The following is a 23,602-nucleotide window of genomic DNA, read 5'->3' on the forward strand; positions in this document are numbered from 1 at the left end:
TGTCAAGTGATTATTTTCAGAAGTTTTCGAAGAATTCTTCAACAACTTCAACCACTTGCGCTTCCGATCTCTCGTCAGCGGGAGGCGAATTCTACAGCGTTACACGCTGCTGTCAACACCTCTTTTTCAACTTCCTTTTGGCTTCGATGAACTGAAGCAACCTGCCGCCGAAACCTACATAACTCATTGAATATCAAGGAGTTTTCCTTTTCGACTGCGCCGGAAGTGGGGCGAATTATAGACATCCTGAATCTGCCGTCAACCGTTAATTTCACTTTTCTTTCAATCACTTGCAGATTGGCTGAAAAACAGTCAACCGCTTCTCTATATAGGAAGTAAACGCCGCGCTTCTATATAGAAGGAATGTCTACAGCACTCCAGCGGCTTTCAAATCAGCCACCGCACCCGCCCCCATCCCAAGCACCCGCTGCAAAACATCCAGCGTATGCTCACCCAACAAGGGAGGCGCCCGACGATACTCAACCGGCGTCTGCGACAAACGAATGGGGCTGGCTACCTGAGGCACCAAACCCGCCAACGCATGCGGCATCTCTATCGCCAAGCCACGCGCCTTGACCTGAGGGTCCTCAAACACTTGCGACAAATCATTGATTGGCCCGCACGGCACGCCCGCCTGCTCCAGCTGAGCAACCCACTCGGCAGTCGTCTTGAACACGGTTGCCTGACGAATCAAAGGAATCAGCTCCGCGCGATTCGCCACCCGCAACTTATTGGTCGCGAAACGCGGATCATCCGCCCACTGCGGCTGCCCCGCCACTTCGGCAAACTTGCGGAACTGCCCGTCATTACCCACGGTGAGGATGAAATCACCATCGGCCGTAGGAAAATCCTGATAAGGCACGATGTTCGGATGCGCATTGCCCAAGCGCTTCGGTGCGTTGCCCGTTGTCAGGTAGTTCATCGCCTGGTTAGCCAGACACGCCACCTGGACATCCAGCAATGCCATGTCGATGTGCTGCCCACCACCGTCGTGATCGCGATGAGCCAGCGCAGCCAGAATGGCTACCGTCGAATACAGACCGGTGAGAATATCCGTCAGCGCCACACCAACTTTCACCGGACCGGCACCCTCATCACCCTCAGGACGCCCGGTCAGGCTCATCAGCCCACCCAGCCCCTGAATCATGAAGTCATAGCCGGCGCGCTTGGCATACGGCCCGGTCTGGCCGAATCCGGTAATCGAGCAATAGATCAGGTCCGGATTGATCGCTTTCAGCGATTCGTAGTCCAGCCCATACGCCGCCAGACCACCGACCTTGAAATTCTCAATGAGGATGTCCGACTTCGCCGCTAGCTCGCGCACCAGCTTCTGACCTTCGGGCCGCGTGAAGTCGATGGTCACCGATTGCTTGTTGCGGTTGGCCGACAGGTAATAAGCCGCCTCAGACGTATTCTCGCCATAAGCGTCTTTAAGGAAGGGCGGCCCCCAGGCGCGCGTATCATCACCATTGCCCGGGCGCTCGACCTTGATCACTTCGGCGCCAAGGTCGGCAAGGATCTGCCCGGCCCACGGTCCGGCCAATACTCGCGATAAATCCAGTACCCGCAGATGCGACAGCGCGCCCATGGTCGCTCTCCTATTAATAGAACGCCTGCAGACCGGTTTGCGCACGCCCGAGGATCAGCGCGTGAACGTCGTGAGTCCCTTCATAGGTATTCACCACTTCCAGGTTGACCAGATGACGGGCCACGCCGAATTCGTCGGAGATGCCGTTACCACCCAACATGTCGCGAGCCATACGGGCGATATCCAGGGACTTGCCGCACGAGTTGCGCTTCATGATCGAAGTGATCTCGACCGCAGCAGTGCCTTCATCTTTCATACGCCCCAACCGCAGGCAGCCTTGCAGGGCCAAGGTGATTTCGGTCTGCATGTCTGCCAGTTTTTTCTGGATCAACTGAGTGGCAGCCAATGGGCGACCGAACTGCTGACGATCGAGGGTGTATTGGCGAGCGGTGTGCCAGCAGAACTCGGCAGCGCCCAGTGCGCCCCAAGAGATGCCATAACGCGCGGAGTTGAGGCAGGTAAACGGACCTTTCAGGCCACGCACGTCCGGGAAGATGTTCTCTTCCGGTACAAACACGTTATCCATAACGATTTCACCAGTGATCGACGCACGCAGGCCGACCTTGCCGTGAATCGCCGGAGCGCTCAGGCCTTTCCAGCCTTTTTCCAGGACGAAGCCACGAATGTCACCGGCGTCGTCTTTGGCCCAGACCACGAACACATCGGCGATCGGGCTGTTGGTGATCCACATTTTCGCGCCGGTCAGGCTGTAGCCGCCGTCGACCTTACGTGCACGAGTGATCATCGCGCCCGGGTCGGAACCGTGGTTGGGTTCGGTCAGACCGAAGCAGCCGATCCATTCGCCGGAAGCCAGCTTCGGCAGGTACTTCTGCTTTTGCGCTTCGGTGCCGAATTCGTTGATCGGCACCATCACCAGCGACGACTGTACGCTCATCATCGAGCGGTAGCCGGAGTCGACACGCTCGACTTCACGGGCAATCAGACCGTAGCTGACATAGTTCAGGCCGCTGCCGCCGTACTGTTCAGGGATGGTCGCGCCCAACAGACCGACTTCGCCCATCTCGCGGAAGATCGCCGGGTCGGTTTTCTCATGACGGAAGGCTTCAAGAACGCGTGGCGCGAGCTTCTGCTGAGCGAACTGCTCGGCGGTGTCGCGGATCATGCGCTCTTCTTCAGTGAGCTGTTGATCCAGCAGCAGGGGATCGATCCAGTTGAAGCTAGCTTTACCGCCCATGAGTCTGTCCTCGCAAATCGGTGAATTAACGTGGCATTGATCCTAGGCGCGGTTCGCCGTCGCGGCAAACGAGGATTTCGCATTCTGTTGTGCTAATTTCTCACTCCGAAACGTCGCGAAATGCCTTTTATGCGGCGCATTAGTGAGGTTGACGTACATGCGCAGGAAGATCCCCAGCACCACCGCCCTGATCAGTTTCGAAGCTGCCGCGCGCCACGAGAGCTTTACCCGCGCTGCCGAAGAACTTTCCCTGACTCAAGGCGCCATTTGCCGACAAATAGCCAGCCTTGAGGAGTTCCTCAGTGTGGAACTGTTCCGACGCTCGCGACGCGGAGTGAAGCTGACCGAGGCGGGGCTTTCCTACAGCCGCCGAGTCGCGACGCAACTGGATGCAGTCGAACGCGACACGCTGTCAGTGATGGGCCAGCAAGGCACCAACGTAATTGAACTGGCGGTGGTGCCGACCTTCGGCACGCAATGGCTGCTGCCACGTCTGAAAGATTTCCAGCTCAAGCATCCGGAAGTCACGGTCAACCTGACCAACCGCACCCGGCCCTTTCTGTTTGCCGATACCGAATTCGATGCAGCGATCTACTTCGGTGATGCCGATTGGTCCGGTACCGAATCCCACAGGCTGATGGGCGAGAATCCGATGCCGGTGTGCAGCCCCGCCCTACTCGGCAACAAGACGCTTCTGACAGCCGCAGCCATCGCCGAACTGCCGCTGCTGCAGCAGACCACCCGACCTTACGCCTGGCGCCAGTGGTTCAACTCGCAACAGCTGAATATCCCCCGCGACATGACAGGCCCGCGCTACGAGCTATTCTCCATGCTCGCCCAAGCGGCCATGCACGACATGGGCATTGCGCTGATTCCACCGTTCCTGATTCAGCGCGAGCTGGCCGAGAAACGCTTGGTGATTGCAAACCCGCAGGCGCTTTCCAGCATCAAGGCCTACTACCTGATGATTCCTGAGCGAAAGGTCGAATCAGCGTCATTAAAGGCATTTCGTGACTGGCTGGTAACTCAGGCACAGAGCTACAGCCTAGAAGGGTAAAGGCTTACAACGTTACCTAACCCCGTAGTCAGGAAAACAAAAGCCCTACAGATATAAGTATTTGTCGCAATTCAACAGACTGTATCCGAAAGTCGTACAGACGTCCCACAAGCGCCTATCGACGTGGCTTTGAGCCTTCATCGGCGACTCATTACTGCCTATTCACGCCACCGATGAGAAATTTTTCCATATTCAGCCAGAATCCTTACAGGGCACGGCCTGCAAGGGGTTGCGCCGGCCACTGCGACATTCGGTCACGGGATGACTTGTAGTTAATTTTCCGTCACCCGTCATAATCCCTTGAAGGGCATAAAGTTCGCCTGCAAAATGCCGCGCCCCGCCCTGATTTGGCGGGATCGTGCTGATCGGCCGCCCCAGTCGCACCATCCGTAGTGCATGGGTTTACTCAATAAGATCACGCAGGAGATTTGACGTGCACATTGGTGTTCCTCTCGAAACCCAGACCGGTGAAACACGGGTTGCTGCAACCCCGGAAACCATAAAAAAGCTGATCAGCCAAGGTCATAAGGTCACTGTGCAAACCGGCGCCGGCGTTAAAGCCAGCGTTGTTGACAGTGCCTATGAAGCGGCAGGCGCAACCATTGGCAGTGCCAATGACGCGTTTGGCGCCGAGCTGATTCTCAAAGTGGTCGCCCCAAGCGACGCCGAACTGACGCTGATCAAGCGCGGTACGGTGCTGGTGGGCATGCTCAACCCGTTCAACAACGAAACCATCGCGAAGATGGCCGAGTGCGGCATTACCGCGTTCGCCCTCGAAGCGGCGCCGCGCACCTCACGCGCGCAGAGTCTCGATGTGTTGTCGTCGCAGGCGAACATTGCCGGCTATAAGGCTGTGTTGTTGGCCGCTCACTACTATCCTCGCTTCATGCCGATGCTGATGACCGCTGCGGGCACCGTGAAAGCGGCGCGCGTGCTGATTCTTGGTGCCGGTGTGGCCGGGTTGCAGGCGATCGCCACGGCGAAACGTCTGGGTGCGGTGATCGAAGCTTCTGACGTGCGTCCGGCGGTAAAAGAGCAAATTGAATCCCTCGGTGCCAAATTCGTCGACGTGCCGTACGAGACCGATGAAGAGCGTGAATGCGCCGTCGGTGTCGGCGGTTACGCGCGACCAATGCCGGCGAGCTGGATGCAGCGTCAGGCCCAGGCTGTGCACGAACGCGCCAAGCAGGCTGACATCGTCATCACCACCGCGCTGATTCCGGGCCGCAAGGCACCGACGCTATTGAGCGCGGAAACCGTGGCGCAGATGAAACCGGGTTCGGTGGTCATCGATCTCGCGGCGGCTCAGGGCGGCAACTGCCCGTTGACCGTGGCCGATCAGGTCGTGGTCGAAAATGGCGTGACCATTTGCGGCCCAACCAATCTGGCCGGTGAAGTCGCAGCAGACGCCTCGGCACTTTACGCGCGCAACCTGCTGGACTTCCTCAAGCTGGTATTCACCAAAGAAGGCCAGTTCGACGTCAACCTCGAAGACGACATCGTCGCCGCGTGCCTGATGTGCCGCGACGGCCAAGTCATCCGCAAAAACGCCTAAGCAGGGATTCAGACGATGGAAGAGCTTATCTCCCCCGGTATCTACAACCTGATCATCTTCGTGCTGGCGATTTATGTCGGTTACCACGTGGTCTGGAACGTTACACCTGCGCTGCACACGCCTTTGATGGCAGTAACCAACGCCATCTCGGCGATCGTGATCGTCGGCGCCATGCTCGCGGCCGCACTGACCGTTACGCCGCTGGGCAAAACCATGGGCACCCTCGCCGTGGCACTGGCTGCGGTCAACGTGTTCGGTGGCTTCCTGGTCACCCGCCGCATGCTTGAGATGTTCAAGAAGAAAGCCCCGAAAGTAAAAGAAGAGGCGCCGAAGTAATGAGCATGAATCTCGTCACGACGCTCTATCTGATCGCGTCGATCTGCTTTATCCAGGCCCTCAAAGGCTTGTCGCACCCGACTACCTCGCGGCGCGGCAACCTGTTCGGCATGCTCGGCATGGCGTTGGCCATCCTGACCACCGTCGGCCTTATCTATAAGTTGGGCGCTGAGCTGGCCACGGCCGGTATCGGTTACGTGATCGTTGGCCTGCTGGTCGGCGGCACCGCCGGTTCGATCATGGCCAAGCGCGTTGAAATGACCAAGATGCCGGAATTGGTCGCCTTCATGCACAGCATGATCGGCCTTGCGGCAGTGTTCATTGCCATCGCCGCTGTGGTGGAGCCGCAATCGCTGGGCATCGTCAAGCAACTGGGCGACTCGATTCCGGCGGGCAACCGTCTGGAGCTGTTCCTCGGCGCTGCGATCGGTGCGATCACCTTCTCCGGTTCGGTGATTGCGTTCGGCAAGCTGTCGGGCAAGTACAAGTTCCGTCTGTTCCAGGGCGCCCCGGTACAGTTCGCTGGTCAGCACAAGCTCAATGCCGTGCTGGGTCTGGCAACACTGGCACTCGGTCTGACCTTCATGTTCACCGGCAACCTCACCGCGTTCGCGCTGATGCTGGCGCTGGCCTTCGTGATGGGCGTGCTGATCATCATCCCGATTGGCGGCGCCGACATGCCGGTCGTGGTGTCGATGCTCAACAGCTACTCGGGCTGGGCGGCGGCGGGAATTGGCTTCTCGCTGAACAACTCGATGCTGATCATCGCCGGTTCGCTGGTGGGTTCGAGCGGCGCGATCCTCTCGTACATCATGTGCAAAGCGATGAACCGTTCCTTCTTTAATGTACTGCTCGGCGGCTTCGGCAACACGGCAGACGCAGGTCCTGCCGGTGCGAAAGAAGCACGTCCGGTGAAATCCGGTTCGGCTGACGACGCGACCTTCCTGCTGACCAACGCCGACACCGTGATCATCGTCCCGGGCTACGGTCTGGCAGTGGCACGTGCGCAACATGCGCTGAAAGAGCTGACCGAGAAGCTGACCCACCGTGGCGTGACTGTGAAGTACGCGATCCACCCCGTGGCGGGCCGTATGCCGGGGCACATGAACGTTCTGCTCGCCGAGGCCGAAGTGCCTTACGACCAGGTGTTTGAGATGGAGGACATCAACTCCGAGTTCGGTCAGGCCGACGTGGTGCTGGTGCTCGGCGCGAACGATGTGGTCAACCCGGCCGCAAAGAACGATCCCAAATCGCCGATTGCCGGCATGCCGATTCTCGAAGCGTTCAAAGCCAAGACCATCATCGTCAACAAGCGCTCGATGGCCAGCGGCTATGCCGGTCTGGACAACGAATTGTTCTACCTGGACAAAACCATGATGGTGTTCGGCGACGCGAAGAAAGTCATCGAAGACATGGTCAAAGCGGTCGAATAATTCCCCGCTGCAATAGCGAACGCCCCGACTTGTCGGGGCGTTTTTGTTTGCGCAAACAGTCGGACAATTTGCCGCGTTGTTGCAGATCCGGTAACGGTGTTTTACTTCAAAACCGCTAAATAGACGCCTCGTTTGCGACCTTGGTAGCGGGACAGGCGCTCGTCAAATTCACTAGACTGCGCATCCTGCTACTCGCTTCCCGAGATAATAATCCATGTACCGTGACCGTATTCGCCTGCCTTCGTTGTTGGATAAAGTGATGAGCGCCGCCGACGCAGCCGCTTTGATTGAGGACGGCATGACCGTCGGCATGAGCGGTTTCACCCGCGCCGGCGAAGCCAAAGCAGTCCCTCACGCACTGGCCGAGCGGGCCAAGGTCACGCCGCTGAAGATCAGCCTGATGACCGGCGCCAGCCTGGGCAACGACCTCGACAAGCAACTGACCGAAGCCGGCGTGCTGTCGCGTCGCATGCCGTTCCAGGTCGACAGCACCCTGCGCAAGGCGATCAATGCCGGCCAGGTTATGTTTATCGACCAGCATCTGTCGGAAACCGTCGAGCAACTGCGCAACCAACAACTGAAGCTGCCGGACATCGCGGTCATCGAAGCCGTGGCCATCACCGAGCAAGGCCACATCGTGCCGACCACCTCGGTGGGCAACTCGGCGAGCTTCGCGATTTTCGCCAAACAGGTAATCGTCGAAATCAATATGGCGCACAACGCCAACCTCGAAGGCCTGCATGACATCTATATCCCGACTTACCGCCCGACGCGCACGCCGATCCCGCTGGTAAAAGTCGATGATCGCATCGGCAGCACCGCGATTCCGATTCCGCCGGAGAAGATTGTCGCCATCGTCATCACTCAGCAGGCCGATTCGCCGTCTACCGTGTCGTCGCCGGACGTCGACACCAACGCCATTGCCGATCACCTGATCACCTTCTTCAAGCAGGAAGTCGACGCCGGGCGCATGACCAACAAGCTCGGCCCGTTGCAGGCGGGGATCGGCAACATTGCCAACGCGGTGATGTGCGGTCTGATCGATTCGCCGTTTGAAGACCTGACGATGTACTCCGAAGTGCTGCAGGATTCGACCTTCGATCTGATCGACGCCGGCAAGCTGAGCTTTGCGTCGGGCAGCTCGATCACCCTGTCGGAACGCCGCAACAGCGACGTGTTCGGCAATCTGGAGAAGTACAAGGAAAAACTGGTGCTGCGTCCGCAGGAAATCTCCAACCACCCGGAAGTGGTGCGCCGCCTAGGCATCATCGGGATCAACACGGCGCTGGAGTTCGACATCTACGGCAACGTCAACTCCACCCACGTTTGCGGCACGCGGATGATGAACGGCATCGGCGGTTCCGGCGACTTCGCGCGTAACGCGCATCTGGCGGTGTTCGTGACCAAGTCGATCGCCAAGGGCGGCGCGATTTCCAGCGTGGTGCCGATGGTCAGCCACGTTGACCACACCGAGCACGATGTCGACATTCTGGTGACCGAAGTTGGGCTGGCTGACTTGCGCGGCCTGGCGCCACGGGAACGGGCGCGGGTGATCATCGATAACTGTGTGCACCCGGACTTCCGTCAAGCGCTGGATGATTACTTCACGAAGGCCTGTGCAATTGGTGGCCATACCCCACACATTCTGCGTGAAGCGTTGAGCTGGCATGTGAACCTGGAAGAAACCGGGCGCATGCTTGCGGTGTAATTCACACAGATAAACCGTTGGCGCAAACACAGTTTGCGTCAGCGGATTGTTGCAATCCTCAAAGCCGACAAAAACTGTACTGCTGTACTGGTCTTTTCCTACAGCTTTTGCCTACCTTTTTCCTCGAATCGAGCAAAAACGCACCACTTAAGTGCGGACAGGTACAGTTTGCTCGTTTTTGACCCGTACACCCCCCATAAACAGTTAACTGGTCACTCACAATACAGTTGAACTGTATCTAGAGAGACTTGGCAAACGAGAGGATCATGGGCACCAGTCAAACCACTACCTGATCCCGCCACAAGCGGAAGGATGTCAACCATGGAACGTACACTCAGTTCCGAACTGTTCTTCGAAGACAAAGCTGTAAACACCCAGGCTTCCCTGCCTCTGCGCGTTATCGCCAACCTGATGTTGTGGCAGCGCCGCATCTCCAGCCGCCATCAACTGGCTCGCCTGGATTCGCGTTTGCTGGCTGACGCCGGTATCAGCGAAGCACAACGCTACGAAGAGCTGAGCAAGCCGTTCTGGCGCTAAGTAGCGTCGCTGGCTCTGGTCGTTAGACCCACCGCCAGCAACCCGAATTGAACAAACGAAACCCGTCGTGGGAAACCACGACGGGTTTCGTCGTTTTTGGGGGGTTTTAAGTCTCTATACAGCTGGCTTTATCACCGGCAGGTACAGTTTATTAGAATCTCTACCTGAACCAGTACAATTTGCCTCTTCTGTATCTGCCTATTCCTCTGTCGCAGGCTCAACATGACCTTCCGCCTTCACCGGCAATAAGGAATACGTCATGAATGACTTACAGGATGTTTCAGAAAGCTTCAGCCAACCCTACCCTCGCCCAAACGCTCTGCGTCGCCTGTTTCTCGGACTTCGGGACAGCCTGGCACGCGCCAAAACGCGGCAACTGCTGGCTCAACTGGATGGCCGTGACCTCGCCGATCTTGGCCTCAGCCACGCCGATCGCCTGCATGAACTGGATAAACCCTTCTGGCGCTAGCATTCTGCCCACTGTGCGAATCCCGCAAAGCAGGCCTAATATCCACACAGAACGTGGCGAATGTTGTGTCACTGGCGTCTGACTCCTCAGATACCGAGCCACCTCTCAATACGGTTTATCCATAGGAGTTACACCATGTCCCGTCTTCGTCTGCTCAGCGCTGCCGCCCTGTTGGCCGTGGCTGCCAACGCCAGCGCCACCAGTTTCATCGTCACCACCGACGCCGTTGTCGGTGCACTGAAGTCCTCGTCCGACGCGACTTCCGACGTAACCTCCTCCTTCCGTGACGACAAGATCGTGCTCGCCGCCCGTGACGATGCCGCCAGCTTCGTCGCCAGCGAAGGTGAAATCCGTGGGGTGAAACTGGAAAGCGCGCTGGATCACATCCGTCACCAGGCGCCACAGCTGCAAGCCACTGACGCACAACTGGCTCAAGCTATTCTGACGATCTAAACGATCGCAGCCATGCGGGACACGCCAGGCGTGTCCCGATGTTTCGGCGCTGGCTCTGGCCCGGGCATTGCGCTAGCCTTTGGGCTCACCAAAAATTACCGAGTCCGATGCGCTTTCTTCCAAATCTACTGATTCCCTCCGTATTGTTCACCGCCTGCTGGGCGACATCGGTCGATGCCTTTGATGCTTTCAATGCGTCGACGCAAGGCACCGTCGTCAGTGGTTACGCCACCAGCATGGTGTCTTCCGCACCGTTCGACCGTAAACTGCTGCTCGCGGCCCACGATGATGCCGCAGCTTTTGTTGCCAGTGACGGTGAATGGCGAGGTGCTCGACTGGAATCCGCGCTGCATTACCTGCGCAAAACCCGGCCGAAACTTCATGTCAGCGACCTTGAACTGGCAGAGGCAATTCTCGTCCAATAGTTATCCTGTACCCCTGTTATCCTTGCCCTTCCGGAGTCGTTCCATGCGTAGCCCGCTGATTGCTGCCGCCCTTGGCCTGTTTTTGTTGGCCGACGTGGCCCAGGCGCACACCCTGGTAGCCACCAGTAACATCATCGTTCGTGCCTCCCAGCGCACTATCGATTTCACTTCCGACACCACCACGTCGATCCGCGATTCGAAAATCATCCGCGAAGCACACGATGATGCCGCCAGTTTCGTCGCCACTAACGGTGATATCCGTGGCGCGCATCTGGAAGCCGCGCTCAACACCCTGCGCACCCGTGTGCCGGAAGCGCGCGACGCCAGCGATCAGGTTCTCGCCGAAGCCATCCTCGCACTGTGAAGTCACTCGGCACCTGGCTGCTGGTCGGGGCGTTGTTGCTGCTTGGCAACAGCGCCCACGCCGGCCTGCAATTGCGGCTCAAGACCGACGGTCTGAGCCCTGCCCAACAACAGGCCAGCCAGGCGCTGATCGATGAGGCGATGCAAAAGCTGCCGCCGAGCTTTATCGAGCGGCTGGATCGGCGCATCGATGTCGGCTGGACCGACGACATGCCGAGCAACGCCTATGGCCAAGCCACGCTGGTCGCCGAACTCGACCTGAATCGCAAACTGCTCGCCAGCCTGACTGACGGCAGCGCCGCCAAAGAAAAAACCAATCGCCCCCACGGCACTGTGCGTCAGGAACTGCTCGCCACGGTGCTGCACGAAATTACCCACATTTACGATCGCGCGCGCTTGTGGCCGGACGCCGAGCGCACGCGAATCCAGCGCTGCACCCGCCGCTTCAACAGCGCCGGGCTGATCGGCATTCCCGATGAGTGTCGCGGGCAGAACGGCCGGCGTTTCACCCTCAGTGATGACCCGCGCCTGCTCGATCTCGCCGGTTGGCAGCAATACGTCGGTCGTCGGGGTGAGCGTGAACAGCACAACCGCCAGATCGCCCGCAGCCCGGACCTGTACGAAATCTCCAGCCCGAAGGAGTTTGTCGCGGTCAACATGGAGTATTTCCTCCTCGACCCGAGCTATGCCTGCCGTCGCCCGGCGCTGTATCGCTATTACCAGGAGCACTTCGGCTGGGCACCGCCGGCCAAGGACACCTGCAGCAAGACCTTCTCCTTTTTGAATGCCGGTAACGACTTCGCCAAGCAACCCTTGGGGCAAGTTGATCCGGAACGGGTTTACGCCGTCGATTACCTGTTGGCCGAAGCCAATCAGAACTGGGTCAGCCGCTGGGGCCACAGCATGTTGCGTCTGGTGATTTGCGCGCCGGGCCGCCCGCTTGGGCCGGATTGCCGGCTCGATCTGGATCAGCATCTGGTGCTGTCCTACCGCGCCTTTGTCGGCGATGTGCAGCTGTCGAGCTGGGACGGACTGGTCGGCAAATACCCATCGCGATTGTTCGTGCTGCCGCTCGCGCAGGTCATCGACGAATACACCAAGACCGAATTGCGCAGCCTTGCTTCCGTGCCGCTGAACCTGTCACGGGACGAGATCGAAGGCGTGGTCGAGCACGCGGCCGAAATGCATTGGAGCTACGACGGCAACTACTTCTTCCTCTCCAACAACTGCGCGGTGGAAGGTCTGAAGCTGTTGCGCAGCGGCAGTAACAACAACCAGTTCGTGGGTCTGGACAGCATCATGCCCAACGGTTTGCTGGAAGTGATGAAGGGCCGTGGTCTGGCGGACACCAGTGTGCTGGATGATCCGAAAGAAGCCCTGCGCCTGGGTTACCGCTTCGACTCGTTCCGCGATCGCTATCAGGCGATGTTCGATGTGCTGAAGAAGCAATTGCCGATCAAGCAGAATACCGTTGAGGAATGGCTTTCACTGACAGCCGAAGAACGCCGCGAGTGGTTCGAACGCGCCGACTTGCGTACCAGCGCCGCGCTGCTGTTGCTGGAGCAAGCCAGCTATCGCCGCCAATTGCTGCTGGCGCAGGATGAGGTGAAGCAGCGTTACCTCGGCGCGCGGGAACTGGAAAACGGCGGGATGGATAAAGCCAACGCGACCTTGCAGGAAATTCTCGCCAACAGCGGGTTCCTCAGTCGTCCGGCGGAATTGCTCGATTCCAAGGGTTACGGACTGCCCCAGCCGACCGAGTTCAGTCGACTCGAAGCGGAGAGCAGTCAGCGGCAGAAGAAGCTGCTGGCACTGTCCGGAGATCTGGATGCAGAAGTGCGTAAGTTACTGGAGCCCAAGCGGGCTGCGGAAATTGCGGCCAGTGAGGAGAACGTGAAGCAGATCGGCGCGCATTTACGAAAATTGCACAAGGCCTCGGGCGGACTGGAATTGCCCTGAAAAAAAGATCGCAGCCCTTGGCTGCGATCTTTTTTATTGCCTGCAGATCAATACAAAACGCCATCGAGAATTTCGTAGACGATCCCGGTGCCCACCGCGATCAGCACGATATCACCCCCCGCCCGGCGCCATTCGTAACCCGGGTACACCGGCAGACGACCTAACGCCCGATTATCCAGACGCTCGCCGTAATAGCCGTGCGGCAACGGCCGGCCACGCTCCAGATGGATCCCCGGAGGCGGCGGCGCACCGCGTACAAAGTAGCCATGATTGTCACGAATGGTTCGGCGCACCGGGCCAAAATCGCGCGGGGGCGGGCCACCACGGTGGTCGTTCTGTGGGCCACGGTGGTCGTCACCGTGATTATCGCCGCGGTTATCGTGCTGGCCCTGTTGCGGGCCGCCGTGATCATGATCGTCGCGCGGATCGGCGCTGGCCAGCAGCGGTGTCGCGCTGATCATCAGCACGCCCAGTCCGGCCATCAGACGTTTCGGCATTTTCATCGGGTCTTTCCTCACGGCACAAACAGCAAAAAGGGACTCAGAACCTGGTTCTGAATCCCTCGGTCTTGCTGGATTAGTCTGTGCCGCGAGGTGCTAATTCCTCTGTATCAGGAACTTTACCTTTAGCTGACGCGGGCCTTACGCACGCCTTCGGAGAGAGCCGAGCACAGGCTCAGCACGCCGTCGATGGCCTGGTCGGGTGTGGTCGCGTTGGCGATGTGATCGATCAATGCCGAACCCACCACCACACCGTCGGCCAGACGCGCGATTGACGCTGCCTGCTCCGGCGTACGGATGCCGAAACCGATGCTGATCGGCAGATCGGTATGACGACGCAGACGGGTCAGCGCCTCTTCAACGTGTTCCAGCGTTGCGGCGCCAGCACCGGTCACACCGGCGACCGACACGTAGTAAACGAAACCGGAACTGCCGTTGAGCACCTTCGGCAGACGCGCGTCGTCAGTGGTCGGCGTGGTCAGGCGGATGAAGTCCAGACCCGCAGCCTGCGCCGGGTCGCACAGCTCGGCGTTATGCTCAGGCGGCATGTCGACCACGATCAGACCATCGACGCCGGCCTCTTTCGCATCGGCGATGAAGCGCTCAACGCCATACATATGGATCGGGTTGAAGTAGCCCATCAGCACCAGCGGCGTATCGCTGTTGCCTTCACGGAACTCGCGAACCATTTGCAGGGTTTTCGCCAGGTTCTGTTTGGCGCCCAAGGCACGGATGTTCGCCAGTTGAATCGCCGGGCCGTCGGCCATCGGGTCGGTGAACGGCATGCCCAACTCGATCACGTCGGCGCCGGCGCCCGGCAAGCCTTTGAGGATCGCCAGCGAGGTGTCGTAGTCCGGATCGCCGGCGGTGACGAAGGTCACCAGCGCGGCGCGGTTCTGTTCTTTGAGATCGGCAAAACGGGTTTGCAGGCGGCTCATCAGTGTTTCTCCTGCTTCGACTGTTCCATATGGTGCATGACGGTCTGCATGTCTTTGTCGCCACGGCCCGACAGGTTGACCACCATCAGGTGATCCTTCGGTAGCTTCGGTGCACGTTTGAACACTTCAGCCAGGGCGTGGGCGCTTTCCAGGGCAGGAATGATCCCCTCCAGGCGGCAGCATTTGTGGAACGCATCCAGCGCTTCGTCGTCAGTCACCGAGGTGTATTGAACGCGGCCGATGTCATGCAACCAAGCGTGTTCAGGGCCGATGCCTGGGTAATCGAGGCCAGCGGATATCGAGTGGGCGTCGATGATCTGGCCATCGTCGTCCTGCAGCAGGAAGGTACGGTTGCCGTGCAGCACACCCGGAACGCCGCCATTCAGGCTCGCTGCATGCTTGCCGGTTTCGATGCCGTAACCCGCGGCTTCAACGCCGATGATCTCGACGCTCTTGTCATCAAGGAACGGGTGGAACAGGCCCATGGCGTTAGACCCGCCACCGATGCACGCCACCAGGCTGTCCGGCAGGCGACCTTCCTGAGCCTGCAACTGATCGCGGGTTTCCTTGCCGATCACGGCCTGGAAGTCGCGAACCATCGCTGGGTATGGATGTGGGCCGGCCACGGTGCCGATCAGGTAAAAGGTGTTGTCGACGTTGGTCACCCAGTCACGCAGGGCTTCATTCATCGCATCTTTCAGGGTGCCGGTGCCAGCCACCACCGGGATCACTTCAGCGCCCAGCAACTTCATGCGGAACACGTTGGCCTGCTGACGTTCGATGTCAGTGGTGCCCATGTAGATCACGCAGTCCAGACCGAAACGTGCGGCGACGGTGGCAGTGGCCACGCCGTGCATGCCGGCGCCGGTCTCGGCGATGATGCGTTTCTTGCCCATGCGCCGTGCCAGCAGGATCTGGCCGATGCAGTTGTTAATCTTGTGCGCGCCGGTGTGGTTCAGCTCTTCGCGCTTGAGATAAATCTTTGCGCCGCCGCAGAACTCGGTCAGGCGTTCAGCGAAATACAGCGGACTCGGACGGCCGACGTAATCACGCTGGAAGTAGGCCAATTCTTCTTTGAACGCCGGATCTTCCTTGGCCGCTTCGTATTCGCGGGCCAGATCGAGGATCAACGGCATCAGGGTTTCCGCCACGTAGCGGCCACCGAACGAGCCGAACAGGCCGTTGGCGTCAGGGCCGTTACGCAGATCAGAGGTGTTCGAAGTCTGGGTCATGAGTCGCTCCAGGTGAATTCGGGTCAAAAGACAATGACGACCACTCTACCCCTGACCTTCTACGCTGAAAACCGATAAGATCGCCACAACCTGTCAGGAAAACTCACAGATACCATGAGCCACGACCTTCCCCCGCTGAACGCCTTGCGTGCGTTCGAAGCCACCGCCCGGCTGAACAGCGTCAGTCAGGCTGCCGAACAGCTGCACGTCACCCATGGCGCGGTCAGTCGTCAGCTCAAGGTGTTGGAAGAACACCTTGGCGTCAGTCTGTTCGTCAAAGATGGGCGCGGCTTGAAACTCACAGATGCCGGCATGCGGTTACGCGATGCAAGTGGCGAGGCGTTTGACCGCTTGCGCAGTGTTTGCGCCGAGCTGACGCAGAGCACCGCCGATGCACCGTTCGTCTTGGGTTGCTCTGGAAGTCTGTTAGCGCGCTGGTTTATTCCGCGTTTGGGGCGATTGAATGCCGATCTGCCGGATTTGCGGCTGCACCTGTCGGCGGGCGAAGGCGATCTCGATCCACGACGCCCGGGGCTGGATGCTTTGCTGCTGTTCGCCGAACCACCGTGGCCGGCGGACATGCAAGTCTATGAACTGGCCGCAGAACGTATCGGCCCGGTGATAAGTCCGCTGTTCAGCGGCTATCAACGTCTGCAAACCGCGCCAGCCTCGGCACTGCTAAACGAACCGTTGCTGCACACCACTTCGCGCCCGCAAGCCTGGCCGAGTTGGGCGCAGCAGAACGCACTCGACGCAAAAGCATTGAAGCTGGGGCAAGGTTTCGAGCATTTGTATTATTTGCTGGAGGCAGCAGTTGCTGGGCTTGGCGTGGCCATCGCGCCGGAGCCGCTAGTGACGGAAGATTTGAAGGCCGGTCGCCTGGTTGCGCCATGGGGCTTTTGTGAAACCCCGGCGCAACTGGCGTTGTGGCTACCCAAGCGCGCCGCAGACGGGCGCGCTCGGCAACTGGCGCAGTGGCTCAAGAACGAACTGCGCCAGACGGATCACTCGCCGCGCTTGAACAGCAAGTAAGCCGCCAGCAGACCGATCGCACCGACTGCCACACCGGCCGTCGTCCATGGATGTTCCTGGGCGTAATCACGGGTAGCGATCCCGGTTTCGCGGGTTTTCACTTTGACTTCTTCATAGGCATCGCTGAGCAGATGGCGCGAGTGCTTCAGCGCACTTTCGGCATTGCTTTTCAGCGCCTTGAGGGTCTTGCGCGACTCGTCCGAAGCGTCGTCTTTCAAGCTTTCCAACGATTTGAGCAGACTCTCGATCTCGGCTTCCATGCTTTGCAACGAGGCTTTACGTAAAGAGGTGTTGGCCATGGTGGCTCTCCTGCATTGGTGATGAGTGGCGTGTGTTGGTTGGGACTTCAGCGGTTTGAGAAAGTGCAGAAAATCTGAACTTCGCCTGCGCGATGCCGCCGAAATCAACAGCGCAGATTCACTGCTAGTCTCAATTCCACACGCCAAGGAGATCGCCATGAGTGACCATCACACGTACAAGAAAGTCGAGCTGGTCGGTTCGTCCGCCAGCAGCATCGAAGACGCCATCAACAACGCGCTGGCCGAAGCCAACAAGAGCATCAAGCATCTTGAGTGGTTTGAAGTGGTCGACACCCGTGGCCACATCAAGGACGGCAAGGCGGCGCACTTTCAGGTGACGCTGAAAGTCGGCTTCCGCATTGCCAGCAGCTGAGTTTGGTCTAGTCTTCTGAACTTGCGCGCTGGCCGAGTGCCATAGGAATGGCAAAGCGCTACAGGGTGAGTGCATCGGGTCAACGCTCGATGCCCGCCTCTTTTAATCCGACCAGGGAGTGCGACCGATGAAGAAGTTCATGTTGGCAGTAGGTTTGTTGAGCCTTGCGGGTGGTGCGTTTGCTGCCGGCAAGCCATGTGAAGAGCTGAAAAGCGAGATTGCGGCGAAGCTGGATGCCAAGGGCGTTTCCGGGTATTCGCTGGAGATTGTCGATAAGGGCGCAGCGGCTGGCGGCGACGTCGTCGGTACCTGCGAAGGTGGCACCAAGGAAATCGTCTACAAGCGCGGTTGAGTGCGCCTGAAATGCAAAAGCCGACGTGAAGGCGTCGGCTTTTTTGTGTTCAGGATTTGGGATTTTTAGTGGATTTGAAATCGAACCCCCTCACCCCAGCCCTCTCCCCCAAAGGGGGCGAGGGGGAAAGGGAGCAGATCGGGGGGCTGTTCAAAACCTGAGTTCGACTCGATTTTTCAGGTCGATGTCGAGCGCGAGAACACCTCAATCAGTCCCCTCTCCCTCCGGGAGAGGGTTAGGGTGAGGGGCTTTTCAGCCCTTCATCACCTGCGCCAACAACTCGTACGAATGCACGCGATCGGCGTGTTCGTAGAGATCACTGGTAAAAATCAGCTCATCCGCCTGGGTCTGCTCAACCAGCACCTCCAGCTTCGCGCGAATCTTCTGCGGGCTACCAACCATCGCCAGACCGAGGAAATCACCCACCGCCTCACGCTCATGGGGCAACCACAAGCCATCCATGGTTTTCACCGGCGGACGCTGCACCAGGCTCTGCCCACGCATCAACGCGAGAATGCGCTGGTACACCGAAGTCGCCAGGTAATCGGCTTGCTCATCAGTATCGGCGGCCACCAGCGGCACGCCGAGCATCACGTACGGCTTGTCGAGCACCGCCGAGGGTTTGAAGTGATTGCGATAAACGCGAATCGCCTCGTGCATGAAACGCGGGGCGAAGTGCGAGGCGAAGGCGTAAGGCAAGCCGCGCTCACCGGCCAGTTGCGCACTGAACAGGCTGGAACCGAGCAGCCAGATCGGCACATTGGTGCCGGTGCCCGGCATCGCGATCACGCGCTGATCCGGCGTGCGCGGGCCGAGGTAGCGCACCAGTTCGGCGACGTCTTCGGGGAAATCATCAGCGCTGCCGGAGCGTTCACGGCGCAACGCCCGAGCAGTCATTTGATCGGAGCCGGGCGCGCGGCCCAGGCCGAGATCGATCCGTCCCGGATAGAGACTTTCGAGGGTGCCGAACTGCTCGGCGATCACCAGCGGCGCATGGTTGGGCAGCATCACGCCGCCGGAGCCAACGCGGATGGTCGACGTTCCGCCCGCCAGATAACCCAGCAGCACCGACGTTGCCGAACTGGCAATGCCGTCCATGTTGTGGTGTTCGGCCACCCAGAACCGCGTGTAGCCAAATTTCTCGACGTGCTGCGCCAAATCCAGCGAGTTGCGCAGCGATTGCGCCGGGCTGCCGTTCTCGCGCACCGGCACCAGATCGAGGGTGGAAAATTTTACGTCGGACAGTTGCTTCATAAACCTGCGTCTCCGAGTGAGGAGGCAGGTTCTTCTTGCAAACGAAAACCTGCCGAATCCATAAGCGTGTTTTGTGCAATGAGGGCATATACCCGAGTTTCAATAGCAGTGATGAAATTTCCTACTAAAAAAGTCAACGATTCAGCCGGGCTGAACTTTGCTGCGGCGTCTATCCTCAGAAGCCTTGCAAGCAAAAACCACGACGACGCGGCGTTTCCGCGTCAGATCTTGAGGAGGCAGACATGGCTATCGTGAAGAAAGCATCCGCACATTGGGCAGGCGATCTGAAAACCGGCATCGGCTCGATCTCCACTGAAACCGGTGTCCTCAGAGAAGCGCCCTACGGTTTCAAGGCGCGCTTTGAGGGCGGCAAAGGTACCAACCCGGAGGAGCTGATCGGCGCGGCGCATGCCGGCTGCTTCTCCATGGCGTTTTCGATGATTCTGGGCGATGCGGGCCTGAAGGCCGACAGCATTGATACCCAGGCTGAAGTGACTCTCGATCAGGTGGATGGCGGGTTCGCGATCACCGCGGTGAAGCTGATCCTCAAGGCGAAAATCCCTGGGGCGACGCAGGCGCAGTTTGAAGAGCTGAGCAACAAGGCCAAGGAAGGGTGCCCGGTCTCGAAAGTGCTGAATGCGAAGATTACGCTTGAGGCTTCGCTGGTCAGTTGATTCGACTCTGACTGGTCTGTCGCTATCGCGAGCAGGCTCACTCCTACAGTTGATCTCCAGCGAACACAATTATTGTGGGCGTCGAAGATCCCCTGTAGGAGTGAGCCTGCTCGCGATAGCCATCTGCAGATCACCCAAGGTTTGAAACCTTCAGCACAAGTTGTGAGCGAAGTCAGAACCCTCGCTGTAAAAGTATGGTCGAATAAATGACAGCAGCTTCAGCGCACGCCCGTGCGCGCTGCCTCAGGGAGCTTCACTCATGAAACGTATTGGCTTGGCGATTCTCTGCAGTGCACTGGCCACTTCTGTCATTGCGGCACCCAAAGACTGTGAAGAACTGAAAAAAGAAATCGAAGTAAAGATTCAGGCCAAAGCCGTGCCCTCCTACACGCTGGAAATCGTCAGCAAGAAAGAGGCTGCAAAACACGATATCGCCATGGTTGTCGGCACTTGCGATTATGGCCGCAAGAAAATCATCTATCAGAAGAACGACAGCTGAGTCACCTCAGATAATGCAGTTGTAGTCGTAATCCTCGGCGACGATTTCACGCTTGGCGTTATACAGCCGGGCGCTAGGTGTGAACCCCAGCGAACGCCCTTCCAGCACATAACGCTGCCCGGCCTCGAAATGGTCGTAGCGGATGTACAGGTAGCACAGCCGCTCTACGGGGCCAGTCATCAGGGCGCCACCACCGCCAAACACTTCGAAATCAAACCGCACGCGCAATTCGTGGCTGCCCGGGGTGACCTGAAAGTAGCGCCCGTCATTCAGTCGCTGTTTGTCGAGGCGCTCGGCCATCAGCACTTTACCGCCGGGTGTCGGCGTCGAAAAATCGACCCAGGCCATCTGCGGATCGACCGGGGGCAATGGCGTCTGACAACCGGCCACAAGAGTAGCAACGAGCAACAACAGCAACTGGCGCATGACGAATATCCACTGATCTGAATACTCAGCATAGCGCCGTTCAGGTGCGCTGACAGCCTGCCGGCGTGCCCTGGCCTACCACTTTGCGCTGCTCGTCATAGAGCTTGGCCCAAGGCCGGAAACCAATACTGCCGGCCTGCAACTGATAACGCTGGCCGGCGTTGAAGTCCTTGAATTTCACGCTCAACTGGCAATCGCGCCACAGCGGCTCAGCGTCAGGACCGATGTTGGTCGCCTCGACCGGGAATTGATAACGCACCTTCAACTCATGGCTGCCGGGCTGTACTTCGAAGTAGCGTTTGTCGGCAGTCGCTTGGGTATCGACCTGCAGCGCTTGCAGCGCCGTGTCCTGCTGCCGGGCATCAAGATCGATCCAGGCTTGCGAAGGGTCAGGATCGGGCATTCCGAATCCGGCACAACCGGCCAGCGTCAGCAGGCCTCCTGACAGCATCAACATGCGCATAGCGGTGCTCCTTAAGGCGGGATAGTCTTGCGGGCAGACTCTCCGGGGGATTTCTTATTTTGAGCAGGCCGTTTCCAAGCCTTGGGTTACTTGATCGCGTTTTTCGGATTTTGTTTCCGGGTGTGATGTTTTTGTTGCTCAACGGTTGCGCCAGCGTCAGCTATTACACGCAGTTGGCCAGCGGCCAACTGCAATTGCTGCGGGCGCGCGAGCCTGTGGAAAAGGTGATCAACGATCCGAGCCGCGACGCCACTCTGCGCACCCACTTGGCGCAGTCGCAAAAGGCCCGTACCTTTGCCAGCGAGCATCTGCATTTGCCGGATAACCAGAGCTATCGCCTGTACGCCGACATCCATCGCCCGTACGTGGTGTGGAATGTGTTCGCCACTCAAGAGTTCTCCCTGACACCGCAGAACCATTGCTTCCCGATTGCCGGCTGCGTGGCCTATCGCGGTTATTACAGCCAGAGCGCGGCGCGCGGTGAAGCGGCGATCCAGCGATTGCAGGGCATGGACGTATCGATTGGCGGCGTCGAGGCCTATTCGACGCTCGGCTGGTTCAATGACCCGATTCTTAATTCGATGATGGGCTGGGGCGACGAGCGCCTGGCCACGCTGATCTTTCATGAGCTGGCGCATCAGCGCTTTTATGTGAAAGACGACACCGAATTCAACGAATCCTTCGCCACGTTTGTCGAGCAGGAAGGCACGCGGCAGTGGCGAGCATTTCGCGGGTTGCCGGTGGATACCGATTCGCGGCTCAAACAACGCGATCAGTTTATTGAGTTGGTGCTCGAAACCCGCTCACGGCTGGAGAAGTTGTATGCGCAGCCATTACCGGCGGAGCAGATGCGCGAACGCAAAGCGGCAGAGTTCGAACGGTTTCGCCGGGATTATCGGCTGATGAAAGACAGCCAGTGGGCCGGGGACAAGCGTTATGACGCTTGGGTGAATGCGCCGTTGAACAATGCGCGGTTGTTGCCGTTTGGACTCTATGACCAGTGGGTGCCGGCGTTTTCGGCGTTGTTCAAAAAGGTCGGGGGGGATTGGCTGAGATTTTATGCTGAGGTAGAGCGGTTGGGTGGGTTACCGGTGACTGAGCGTAAAGCGGCACTGAAAGCATTGGCAGATGATGAGATATCAGTGGCTGATCTGGCCTCATCGCTGGCAAGCCAGCTCCCACAGGGACAGCGGTGAGCCTGAACACATCGCTCACCTGTGGGAGCTGGCTTGCCAGCGAAGGCGTACTGATCAGCGCCGCAGAAACGCCTGATGCAACTCGTCCAGCGTTTCAAAATGATACGCCGGCGCCTCGGCACTCAACTCTTCAAAACTGCCAAACCCATACCCCACTGCCGCCGCATCCAGCCCATTGCTGCGCGCCCCGATCAGATCATGTTTACGGTCACCGATCATCAACGTATTCGCCGGGTCCAGCCCTTCTTCCTTGATCAGATGCGCAATCAACTCAACCTTGTTGGTCCGCGTGCCATCCAGCTCACTGCCGTAAATCACCTTGAAGTGCCGGGCAAAATCAAAATGCCGGGCAATCTCGCGGGCAAATTCCCACGGCTTCGAGGTGGCGATATACAGCTGCCGGCCTTGGCCACTGAGGGTTTCCAGCAACGGCGTGACGCCATCGAACACACGGTTCTCGTACAGGCCCGTCACTTTGAAGCGCTCGCGATAGAAATTCACCGCCTGCCATGCCTTGGCCTCATCGAATCCGTAAAACTGCATGAACGCCTGCAATAACGGCGGGCCGATGAAGTGTTCCAGCTTGGTCAAGTCCGGCTCATCGATGCCGAGCTTGGCGAGGGCGAACTGGATGGAACGGGTGATGCCCTCACGCGGGTCGGTCAGGGTGCCATCGAGGTCGAACAGTACGGTCTGGTAATGCATGAGAAATCCTGAGCAGTTGTAAGGCAATTCAGAGCTGGTCGTAACCTTCGGCAAGATGCAGGTCCTTGAGCTTCACGTAGTTCGCCGCGCTGTAAGTGAAGAAGGCTTTTTCCTTGTCGGTGAGTTCTCGCACCTGTTTCACCGGGCTACCCACATAGAGGAAGCCGCTTTGCAGATGCTTGCCCGGTGGCACAAGGCTGCCGGCGCCAATGATCACATCGTCCTCGACCACCGCGCCGTCCATGACAATGCTGCCCATGCCGATCAACACGCGGCTGCCAACACTGCAGCCATGCAGCATGACTTTGTGGGCGATGGTGACGTCATCGCCGATCAGCAGCGGGAAGCCGTCGGGATTGAACGGGCCGGCGTGGGTGATGTGCAGCACGCAACCGTCCTGGACGCTGGTGCGCGCACCTATACGAATGCGGTGCATGTCGCCACGGATCACGGTCAGCGGCCAGACAGAGCTGTCTTCACCGATTTCGACGTCGCCGATGACCACCGCCGAGCCGTCGACAAACGCGCCTTTGCAAAGGCTTGGGGTGTGATTCTGGTACTTGCGAACGGACACGATAATT

General features: G+C 58.8%; 28 protein-coding genes. 17 read left to right on the top strand and 11 right to left on the bottom strand.

Annotated elements, in window-relative coordinates; translation table 11 throughout:
- Positions 1 to 367: 367 nt before the first annotated feature.
- Entirely contained in the window at positions 368 to 1,588 is a 1,221-nt protein-coding gene (locus CKW26_RS17440) for a CaiB/BaiF CoA-transferase family protein (protein WP_095049507.1), read from the bottom strand.
- Between the two features lie 13 nt (positions 1,589 to 1,601).
- Positions 1,602 to 2,783 (bottom strand): acyl-CoA dehydrogenase, encoded by a 1,182-nt coding sequence (locus CKW26_RS17445; RefSeq protein WP_095049508.1) that lies wholly within the window; start codon positions 2,781 to 2,783, stop codon positions 1,602 to 1,604.
- Between the two features lie 157 nt (positions 2,784 to 2,940).
- Between CKW26_RS17445 and CKW26_RS17450 the strand changes: the two genes are divergently transcribed.
- The 11 genes from CKW26_RS17450 to CKW26_RS17500 all read left to right on the top strand — a co-directional run bounded on the left by CKW26_RS17450 (position 2,941) and on the right by CKW26_RS17500 (position 13,078).
- Positions 2,941 to 3,840 carry a LysR family transcriptional regulator gene (locus CKW26_RS17450; RefSeq protein ID WP_093429466.1) on the top strand — a complete coding sequence of 300 codons (900 nt, stop codon included), beginning with the start codon at positions 2,941 to 2,943 and terminating at the stop codon, positions 3,838 to 3,840.
- Between the two features lie 433 nt (positions 3,841 to 4,273).
- Complete coding sequence (locus CKW26_RS17455) at positions 4,274 to 5,395, top strand: Re/Si-specific NAD(P)(+) transhydrogenase subunit alpha (protein WP_093429467.1); 1,122 nt, start codon at positions 4,274 to 4,276, stop codon at positions 5,393 to 5,395.
- Positions 5,396 to 5,410: 15 nt separating this feature from the next.
- Positions 5,411 to 5,731 carry an NAD(P) transhydrogenase subunit alpha gene (locus CKW26_RS17460; protein WP_003187417.1) on the top strand — a complete coding sequence of 107 codons (321 nt, stop codon included), beginning with the start codon at positions 5,411 to 5,413 and terminating at the stop codon, positions 5,729 to 5,731.
- On the top strand, positions 5,731 to 7,164 hold the full coding sequence (locus CKW26_RS17465) for an NAD(P)(+) transhydrogenase (Re/Si-specific) subunit beta (RefSeq protein ID WP_007911651.1): 1,434 nt from the start codon (positions 5,731 to 5,733) through the stop codon (positions 7,162 to 7,164). The genes CKW26_RS17460 and CKW26_RS17465 overlap by 1 nt, the downstream gene beginning before the upstream one ends.
- A gap of 214 nt (positions 7,165 to 7,378) precedes the next feature.
- The gene (locus tag CKW26_RS17470) at positions 7,379 to 8,872 is read left to right on the top strand and encodes an acetyl-CoA hydrolase/transferase family protein (protein ID WP_095049509.1); all 1,494 of its coding nucleotides are present in this window, start codon (positions 7,379 to 7,381) and stop codon (positions 8,870 to 8,872) included.
- 321 nt (positions 8,873 to 9,193) lie between these two features.
- Positions 9,194 to 9,409 (top strand): DUF1127 domain-containing protein, encoded by a 216-nt coding sequence (locus CKW26_RS17475; protein ID WP_007911656.1) that lies wholly within the window; start codon positions 9,194 to 9,196, stop codon positions 9,407 to 9,409.
- Positions 9,410 to 9,668: 259 nt separating this feature from the next.
- Positions 9,669 to 9,878, top strand: coding sequence for a DUF1127 domain-containing protein (locus tag CKW26_RS17480; protein WP_095049510.1), 210 nt, complete (start codon positions 9,669 to 9,671; stop codon positions 9,876 to 9,878).
- Between the two features lie 135 nt (positions 9,879 to 10,013).
- Positions 10,014 to 10,331, top strand: a complete 318-nt coding sequence (locus CKW26_RS17485) for a DUF2388 domain-containing protein (protein ID WP_007911658.1) — start codon at positions 10,014 to 10,016, stop codon at positions 10,329 to 10,331.
- Positions 10,332 to 10,438: 107 nt separating this feature from the next.
- On the top strand, positions 10,439 to 10,756 hold the full coding sequence (locus CKW26_RS17490; protein ID WP_093429472.1) for a DUF2388 domain-containing protein: 318 nt from the start codon (positions 10,439 to 10,441) through the stop codon (positions 10,754 to 10,756).
- Between the two features lie 43 nt (positions 10,757 to 10,799).
- On the top strand, positions 10,800 to 11,120 hold the full coding sequence (locus tag CKW26_RS17495; protein ID WP_007911662.1) for a DUF2388 domain-containing protein: 321 nt from the start codon (positions 10,800 to 10,802) through the stop codon (positions 11,118 to 11,120).
- Complete coding sequence (locus tag CKW26_RS17500) at positions 11,117 to 13,078, top strand: DUF4105 domain-containing protein (RefSeq protein WP_095049511.1); 1,962 nt, start codon at positions 11,117 to 11,119, stop codon at positions 13,076 to 13,078. The genes CKW26_RS17495 and CKW26_RS17500 overlap by 4 nt, the downstream gene beginning before the upstream one ends.
- A 47-nt stretch (positions 13,079 to 13,125) precedes the next feature.
- Here the strand turns inward: CKW26_RS17500 and CKW26_RS17505 are convergent, their stop codons facing one another.
- The 3 genes from CKW26_RS17505 to trpB form a co-directional block, all read right to left on the bottom strand.
- Positions 13,126 to 13,581, bottom strand: coding sequence for an anti-virulence regulator CigR family protein (locus tag CKW26_RS17505; protein WP_095049512.1), 456 nt, complete (start codon positions 13,579 to 13,581; stop codon positions 13,126 to 13,128).
- A gap of 122 nt (positions 13,582 to 13,703) precedes the next feature.
- Complete coding sequence (trpA, locus tag CKW26_RS17510; protein WP_095049513.1) at positions 13,704 to 14,516, bottom strand: tryptophan synthase subunit alpha; 813 nt, start codon at positions 14,514 to 14,516, stop codon at positions 13,704 to 13,706.
- The gene (gene trpB / locus CKW26_RS17515; RefSeq protein WP_095049514.1) at positions 14,516 to 15,748 is read right to left on the bottom strand and encodes a tryptophan synthase subunit beta; all 1,233 of its coding nucleotides are present in this window, start codon (positions 15,746 to 15,748) and stop codon (positions 14,516 to 14,518) included. Before trpB ends, trpA begins: the two co-directional genes overlap by 1 nt.
- Before the next feature lie 114 nt (positions 15,749 to 15,862).
- Between trpB and CKW26_RS17520 the strand changes: the two genes are divergently transcribed.
- Entirely contained in the window at positions 15,863 to 16,780 is a 918-nt protein-coding gene (locus CKW26_RS17520; RefSeq protein ID WP_095049515.1) for a LysR family transcriptional regulator, read from the top strand.
- On the opposite strand, the gene CKW26_RS17525 is transcribed toward CKW26_RS17520, so the two are convergent.
- Positions 16,753 to 17,079: a YqjD family protein gene (locus tag CKW26_RS17525; protein WP_007911686.1), complete on the bottom strand. Its 327-nt coding sequence runs from the start codon at positions 17,077 to 17,079 to the stop codon at positions 16,753 to 16,755. The two genes, CKW26_RS17520 and CKW26_RS17525, sit on opposite strands and share 28 nt — an antisense overlap.
- 157 nt (positions 17,080 to 17,236) lie before the next feature.
- Here CKW26_RS17525 and CKW26_RS17530 point away from each other — a divergent pair, with 157 nt between their 5' ends.
- Both CKW26_RS17530 and CKW26_RS17535 read left to right on the top strand, forming a co-directional pair.
- Complete coding sequence (locus CKW26_RS17530) at positions 17,237 to 17,452, top strand: dodecin (RefSeq protein WP_007911688.1); 216 nt, start codon at positions 17,237 to 17,239, stop codon at positions 17,450 to 17,452.
- A 127-nt stretch (positions 17,453 to 17,579) separates the two neighbouring features.
- Positions 17,580 to 17,804 (top strand): DUF1161 domain-containing protein, encoded by a 225-nt coding sequence (locus CKW26_RS17535; RefSeq protein ID WP_007911690.1) that lies wholly within the window; start codon positions 17,580 to 17,582, stop codon positions 17,802 to 17,804.
- A gap of 252 nt (positions 17,805 to 18,056) precedes the next feature.
- Here CKW26_RS17535 and CKW26_RS17540 read toward each other — a convergent pair whose 3' ends face one another.
- Positions 18,057 to 19,058, bottom strand: coding sequence for an LLM class flavin-dependent oxidoreductase (locus CKW26_RS17540; RefSeq protein ID WP_034152274.1), 1,002 nt, complete (start codon positions 19,056 to 19,058; stop codon positions 18,057 to 18,059).
- 242 nt (positions 19,059 to 19,300) lie between these two features.
- On the opposite strand from CKW26_RS17540, the gene CKW26_RS17545 reads away from it, so the two are divergent.
- Both CKW26_RS17545 and CKW26_RS17550 read left to right on the top strand, forming a co-directional pair.
- Positions 19,301 to 19,732 (top strand): OsmC family protein, encoded by a 432-nt coding sequence (locus tag CKW26_RS17545; protein WP_034152273.1) that lies wholly within the window; start codon positions 19,301 to 19,303, stop codon positions 19,730 to 19,732.
- A gap of 259 nt (positions 19,733 to 19,991) precedes the next feature.
- Positions 19,992 to 20,231, top strand: coding sequence for a DUF1161 domain-containing protein (locus CKW26_RS17550; RefSeq protein WP_093429479.1), 240 nt, complete (start codon positions 19,992 to 19,994; stop codon positions 20,229 to 20,231).
- Between the two features lie 6 nt (positions 20,232 to 20,237).
- On the opposite strand, the gene CKW26_RS17555 is transcribed toward CKW26_RS17550, so the two are convergent.
- Both CKW26_RS17555 and CKW26_RS17560 read right to left on the bottom strand, forming a co-directional pair.
- Entirely contained in the window at positions 20,238 to 20,657 is a 420-nt protein-coding gene (locus CKW26_RS17555) for a hypothetical protein (RefSeq protein WP_095049516.1), read from the bottom strand.
- A 40-nt stretch (positions 20,658 to 20,697) separates the two neighbouring features.
- The gene (locus tag CKW26_RS17560) at positions 20,698 to 21,120 is read right to left on the bottom strand and encodes a hypothetical protein (protein ID WP_034152270.1); all 423 of its coding nucleotides are present in this window, start codon (positions 21,118 to 21,120) and stop codon (positions 20,698 to 20,700) included.
- Positions 21,121 to 21,179: 59 nt separating this feature from the next.
- Between CKW26_RS17560 and CKW26_RS17565 the strand changes: the two genes are divergently transcribed.
- Positions 21,180 to 22,316, top strand: a complete 1,137-nt coding sequence (locus CKW26_RS17565) for an aminopeptidase (RefSeq protein ID WP_095049517.1) — start codon at positions 21,180 to 21,182, stop codon at positions 22,314 to 22,316.
- A 54-nt stretch (positions 22,317 to 22,370) separates the two neighbouring features.
- Here the strand turns inward: CKW26_RS17565 and CKW26_RS17570 are convergent, their stop codons facing one another.
- Positions 22,371 to 23,021, bottom strand: coding sequence for an HAD family hydrolase (locus tag CKW26_RS17570; protein ID WP_095049518.1), 651 nt, complete (start codon positions 23,019 to 23,021; stop codon positions 22,371 to 22,373).
- Positions 23,022 to 23,049: 28 nt separating this feature from the next.
- A complete protein-coding gene (locus CKW26_RS17575) occupies positions 23,050 to 23,595 on the bottom strand; it encodes a gamma carbonic anhydrase family protein (protein WP_095049519.1) in 546 nt (181 codons plus the stop codon).
- Positions 23,596 to 23,602 lie beyond the last annotated feature (7 nt).

Origin of the sequence: Pseudomonas sp. Irchel s3h9, assembly GCF_900187475.1 — a bacterium.
In the GTDB taxonomy this organism is placed as follows: Bacteria; Pseudomonadota; Gammaproteobacteria; order Pseudomonadales; family Pseudomonadaceae; genus Aquipseudomonas; species Aquipseudomonas neuropathica.